Source organism: Rhodococcus sp. EPR-147 (genome assembly GCF_001647185.1).
Lineage (GTDB): Bacteria > Actinomycetota > Actinomycetes > Mycobacteriales > Mycobacteriaceae > Rhodococcoides.
This window is the reverse complement of sequence record NZ_LVCU01000281.1, coordinates 1-6,109: the sequence shown is the minus strand read 5'-3', so window position 1 is coordinate 6,109 and position 6,109 is coordinate 1. Positions and strand designations below refer to the sequence as shown.

The 6,109-nt window shown below is 66.2% G+C and carries 5 protein-coding genes; all 5 read right to left on the bottom strand.

Features of this window, described 5'->3' with window-relative positions:
* A partial coding sequence (locus tag A2J02_RS13365) for an SDR family oxidoreductase (RefSeq protein WP_068050625.1) occupies nt 1-553 on the bottom strand: 553 nt, incomplete at its 3' end.
* A gap of 93 nt (nt 554-646) precedes the next feature.
* Complete coding sequence (gene sigJ / locus A2J02_RS13360) at nt 647-1,507, bottom strand: RNA polymerase sigma factor SigJ (RefSeq protein ID WP_068050624.1); 861 nt, start codon at nt 1,505-1,507, stop codon at nt 647-649.
* A gap of 97 nt (nt 1,508-1,604) precedes the next feature.
* Nucleotides 1,605-3,710, bottom strand: coding sequence for a 3-hydroxyacyl-CoA dehydrogenase NAD-binding domain-containing protein (locus tag A2J02_RS13355; RefSeq protein WP_068050623.1), 2,106 nt, complete (start codon nt 3,708-3,710; stop codon nt 1,605-1,607).
* Nucleotides 3,707-4,933, bottom strand: a complete 1,227-nt coding sequence (locus A2J02_RS13350) for a thiolase family protein (protein ID WP_068050622.1) — start codon at nt 4,931-4,933, stop codon at nt 3,707-3,709. The genes A2J02_RS13355 and A2J02_RS13350 overlap by 4 nt, the downstream gene beginning before the upstream one ends.
* A 72-nt stretch (nt 4,934-5,005) precedes the next feature.
* On the bottom strand, nt 5,006-6,109 hold a 1,104-nt coding region (locus A2J02_RS13345; RefSeq protein WP_068050621.1), incomplete at its 5' end, for an HRDC domain-containing protein.

Below are 6,109 nucleotides of genomic sequence, written 5' to 3'. Positions count from 1 at the left end.
CCCCGAGATCGGCGACCCGACCTGCCGGGGACCGCTCCGCGAGGTCGATCAGTCGTTCGGCGACCTCGCGGGCCGCGATCGGTTGCGAGACCATCTTCGGGATGATGCTCACCGGACCGAACGACGCCTGCGCGCGGATCTGGCCGGCGAATTCGTGGAACTGAGTGGCTCGAAGAATTGTCCAGGGCACTGCTCCAGCACGAACGAGGCTCTCCTGCTCCACCTTTCCGGCGTAGTAGCCGTGCGGTGCCTCGTCTATTCCGACGATCGACAGCGCCAGGTGATGGCCGACACAGGCCGCGCTCTCCGCCTCGAGCAGGTTTCGCGTGACGGCGGCGAAGAACGCCGTCGACTCTCTCGCCGAGACCGTCCGCGTCGACGCGACGTCCACGACCGCCTCGACTCCGGACATGGCGTCGGACAGTCCTGCCCCGGTGACGAGATCCACACCCGCAGATCGCGACAGAACGACCACGTCGTGGCCGCGTTCACGCGCAACCTCGACCACGTGCACTCCGACTGTTCCGGTTCCCCCGGCTACGGCTAGCTTCATCGCGTATCCACCCGTTTCTCGAGAGTTGATCGGACCGCGTGTGGCGGGCCTCAACTCTCTGACGACACAGCCGCGACGAATGTATGGCGTGCATCAGACCCAACGCCGGAGTTTGTCCGGATTGAGCACGATCCAGACGCTCGAGACCACGCCGTCGGCGACGTCGAACCCGATGACGCCGAACACCGCGCTGCCGCGCCGCATCACGATGCCCGACAGGCCGTTGACGGGTTCGATGGACCACTCGAGGTCGGTCGATTTGGCGGTGATGCCGCGAACGAACCGAGCGACTCGATCGGATCCGAGGACGGCGTTGCGGGCCGCGGAGACGTGGCCGCCGCCGTCACTGACGAGGGCGACGTCGGGCGCGAGCACCGAGACGAGGGATGCGAGATCTCCGCCTGCCGAGGCCGACGCGAAAGCCCGCACGACGCGGTCGTGGTCGATGGGGTCGGCGACGGAGCGGTGACGGGAATGCACGTGAGCTCGTGCGGCAGAGGCGAGTTGGCGGCAGGCGGCCGGTGATCGATCCAGGACGGTGGCGATCTCGTCGAACGGAACGGCGAACGCGTCGTGCAGTACGAAGGCGACTCGCTGCGCCGGACCGAGTGACTCGAGCACGACGAGCAGCGCGAGGGTCACCGAATCCTGTTGCACTACTCGGTCGGCCGGGTCCATCGTGGTCGCGTCGCGGGAATCGACGCCGGGGACAGGTTCCGGCAACCACTGACCGACGTAGTTCTCGCGTCGAGCGCGAGCGGAACTCAGTACGTCGAGGCAGATGCGGCCTACCACTCGGGTGAGCCACGCCGCTGGGACGTCGATGGCGTCGCGTTCGGCGTCGGTGAGTCGGTACCAGCGAACGAGAGCCTCGGAGGCGGCGTCTTCGGCGTCGCTGTAGGAACCCAGCATGCGGTAGCCGATTCCGATCAACCGACTGCGTTCGCTGTTCATCGGATCAGACCTTATCTCGACACGAAAAAGCCGAGTTCGAGGTTGTGGACGAAAATGCGGAGAAATCCGTCCATAACCTCGAACTCGGCGGGCAGTGCTAGACGCTGGCGACGCCCGGTGCGAGGAAGCGCTGACCGGTGGCGGCCTCGGAAGCCCCACTACGGTCCAGGTACGGAGTGATGCCGCCGTTCCAGAAGCCGAATCCGCCGCCGAGGAGCAGGCAGAGGTCGATGTCCTCGGCTGCAGCCACGACGCCCTCGTCGAGCATGATCTTGATCTCGTCGGCGATCGCGTTGCGGGTGCGCTCGAGCACCTGCTCGGCGGTCGACGGCGAATCGCCCTGCGGCCACAGTGCGGCGACCTCGGGATCGACGACCTGGCCCTCGGGTCCGTAGGTCCACACACCCGGCTTCTTCGCCTCGACGAGAGCGCGGAACCCGGCGGAGTCCTTGAACCGCTCCGGGTATGCCTCGGCCAGGGTTTCGGCGGTGTGCAGAGCGACGGCCGGTCCGACGAGTGCCAGCAACGTCAGCGGACTCATCGGCATGCCGAGTTCGCCCACAGCGCCGTCGGCGACATCGAACGGGGTGCCCTCGTCGATTGCGCTGATGATCTCGTTCGACGCGCGAGTGACGAGACGGTTGAAGACGAATCCGGGGAGATCCGCCGACAGTACGGCCGACTTCTTGAGGGTCTTGGCCGTCGCGAATGCCGTTGCGAGAGTGGCATCGTCGGTCTTCTCACCCTTGACGACCTCGAGCAGTGGCAGGACTGCGACGGGGTTGAAGAAGTGGAAGCCCACCACGCGCTCGGGGTGCTTCAGGTCTGCCGCCATCTTGGTGATCGACAGCGAGGACGTGTTGGTCGCGAGTATCGTGTCGGCAGAGACGAATTCCTCGACTTCGGCGAACACCTTCTTCTTCACGTCCAGGTTCTCGAACACGGCCTCGATGACGAAATCCGTGTTCGCGAACGCGGACTTGTCGATCGAGCCGGACACCAACGCCTTCAACCGATTTGCGGCATCGGGGGACAGGCGCTTCTTGCCGAGCAGCTTGTCGATCTCGCCGTGGACGTAGCCGACGCCCTTGTCGATGCGCTCCTGATCGATGTCGGTGAGGATCACCGGCACCTTCAGCTGCCGAACGAACAGCAGTGCGAGCTGGCTGGCCATCAGGCCGGCACCGACGATTCCGACGCCGGAGATCTTGCGCGCCAGCGATTTGTCGGGTGCACCGGCGGGACGCTTGGCGCGCTTCTGCACCAAGTCGAAGGCATACAGCCCGGCCCGGAGCTCGTCCTTGACCAACAACGTGGACAGGGCCTCGTCCTCGGCCGCGAAGGCCTTGTCGAGTGAAGCAGAGTCGGTGATGTCGGTGCTCTTGGCGAGTTCGAGCAGCTCCACCGCGGCGACGGGGCCGGGGGCGAAGTTGTTGGTCTTGCCCGCGACGATGCCCTTGGCGCGGGCGATGGCGTCGTCCCAGGCCTGCCCGCGGTCGATCTCGGGACGGGCAGGGGTGATTTCGCCCTTGACGACCTGAGCAGCCCACGCGAGGGACTGCTCGAGGAAGTCGGCTCCGCCGAAGAGGGCGTCGGCGATGCCGAGGTCGAGTGCCTGCTGCGGCTTGAGGACGCGGTTCTGGTTCAGTGCGTTCTCGATGACGACGGTGACCGCGTTCGAGGCTCCGATGATGTTGGGCAGCAACTGAGTTCCACCCCATCCCGGTACCAGGCCGAGGAAGGCCTCGGGAAGACCGAGTGCGGCAGCGTTCTCCGCGACGGTCCGATAGTGCGAGTGCAGTCCCACTTCGAGGCCACCACCGAGTGCGGCACCGTTGATGAAGGCGAACGTCGGAACGGTCGACTCGCGCAGGCGTCGGAAGACCTTGTGACCGAGCTGTCCGATCTGCAGCGCCTCGTCCTTGGTCTTGATGTTCGGCACACCGTTGAGGTCGGCACCGACGGCGAAGATGAACGGCTTACCGGTGACGGCGATGGCCACCGGGTTCGCTGCGAATGCCTCGTCGAGGGCGGCGTCGAACTTGGCCAGTCCACCGGGACCGAAGGTCGACGGCTTGGTGTGATCGAAGCCGTTGTCCAAGGTCACCAGGGCGATGGAGCCGTCGAGCCCCGGTACGGAGACAAGCTTCGTGAACGCGTTCGTGACTACCTCGTCGCTGAACGCTGTGGTGATGTCGCTCATGCCTTCGCTCCTGAATAGTCAGCGTGGTTGGGGTTCTCCCAGATGACGGTGCCGCCCATGCCGAGACCGATGCACATGGTCGTCAAGCCGTAGCGGACGTCGGGCTGCTGAGCGAACTGGCGGCTCAGCTGCGTCATCAGGCGAACACCCGAGGATGCGAGGGGGTGGCCACACGCGATGGCGCCGCCCCACTGGTTGACGCGCGGATCGTCGTCGGCGATGCCGTAGTGCTCGAGGAACGCGAGGACCTGGATGGCGAAGGCCTCGTTGATCTCGAACAGGCCGATGTCGTCGATGCTCAATCCGGTTCGGCCGAGCAACTTCTCGGTCGCGGGGACCGGTCCGATGCCCATGACGGCGGGATCGACGCCGGCGAAGCTGAAGCCGACCATGCGCATACCGATGTTCAGGCCGAGTTCGTGCGCGGTGTCCTCGCCGGCGAGGATCGCGGCGGTGGCACCGTCGTTCAGTCCTGCGGCGTTGCCTGCGGTGACGCGACCGGCGGGACGGAACGGCGTCTTGAGCTTGGCGAGGTCTTCGACGGTGGTTCCGGGGCGAGGCGGCTCGTCCTCGGTGGCCAGGCCCCATCCTGCGGCGGACTTGGTGGCGACGGGCACGAGAGTGTCGGCGATGAAGCCGGCCTTCTTGGCCGCGTCGTACTTGTTCTGGCTGGCGACGGCGTACGCGTCGGTGCGGTCCTTGGTGATGCTCGGGAACCGGTCGTGCAGATTCTCGGCGGTGTTGCCCATCACCAGCGCGCTGGGATCGACGAGCTTGTCGGCGAGGAAACGCGGGTTGGGGTCGACGCCCTCACCCATCGGGTGGCGGCCCATGTGCTCGACGCCACCTGCGATCACGACGTCGTACTGGCCGAAGCCGATGCCCGACCCGGTGGTGGTCACCGAGGTCATCGCGCCCGCGCACATGCGGTCGATCGCGAAGCCGGGGACGCTGCGGGGGAGTCCGGCGAGCAGCGCGGACGTACGGCCGATGGTCAGACCCTGGTCACCGGTCTGCGTGGTCGCGGCGATCGCGACCTCGTCGATGCGCTCGGGAGGGAGATTGGGGTTCTTGCGAAGGAGTTCGCGGATTGCCTTGACGACGAGGTCGTCTGCGCGAGTGTCGGCGTACATGCCCTTGGGGCCTGCTTTGCCGAACGGGGTACGGATGCCGTCGACGAAGACAACATTCCTCTGTGAGCTGGTGGACGCGGGTACAGACACGCTTTTCGATCCTCCCGACAGATGCGGACGACTCGCCCGGGTGCCCGGACGCGACCCCTACTGTAGCGGGTATTACCCGTCGGTAACTTGAGAAGGGTGCAGTGCCTTCGTCAGTACCGGCACCACCAGCGTTCGCTGCCAGGGCCGGGCCCCGCCGTCGGCCAGTCGGGCCTCGATCAGCTCGGCAGGGTCGACATCGGGATCGACCGGACTCTGCCAATCCCACACCAGGCGGCGCAGCAGATCCGGCATCAACAGATTCTCGACCGGCACCGACACCGATTCGCTGAGCTCGGTCATCGCCGCTCGTACGTCGGCTAGTCGCGCTGCCGCATCGGGATCGCGGCGAGCCCACCGATTGACCGGGGGTGGACCGTCGAAAGACGCTGCCATCGAGGGCAATTCGGATGTCGGGAGCGCCCGCGCACGGGTCAGGGCCGAGGCCCACAATCGGGACGATCTGCGCTGACGGGGACCGCCGAATACCGGTAGCTGCTCGAGCTCGCGCGCGGATTTGGGGTCCGCCGTTGCGGCCGCCACGATGGCCGAGTCGGGCAACACCCGGCTCGGTGCCACGTCACGCTTGGCCGCCAGTTCGTCTCGGGTGCTCCACAATTCGCGAACGGCAGCAAGAGTGCGGGGAGATTTGATCGCATGGATTCCCGATGTCCGACGCCATCTGTCGGTCTTGGGTTTGGGTGGCCCGAGGGTGAGGATGTGGGCGAATTCCTGTGTGGCCCATTCGGTTTTGCCCTGCTGTTCGAGCTCTTCGGCCATTGCGTCGCGCAGCTCGAGCAGAACCTCGACGTCGAGTGCTGCGTAGTTGAGCCAGGTGTCGGGTAGCGGCCGGGTGGACCAATCGGCCGCTCCGTGGCCTTTCTGCAACGCCAGTCCGAGGGTGCGTTCGACGATGGCTCCGAGCCCCACTCGATCGAATCCGGCGAGGCGGCCTGCGAGTTCGGTGTCGTAGAGCGTGGCGGGTACAAAGCCGAGCTCGGCGAGTCCCGGCAAATCCTGATCTGCGGAGTGCAGTACCCACTCGAGCGGGTTGATCACCTCGGCGAGCGGAGCGAGGTCGCCGGTGACCGGGATCGGATCGAGCAGAACCGTGCCTGCGCCGCGGCGACGGAACTGCAGGAGGTAGGCGCGCTGGGAGTAGCGGAAGCCCGACGCACG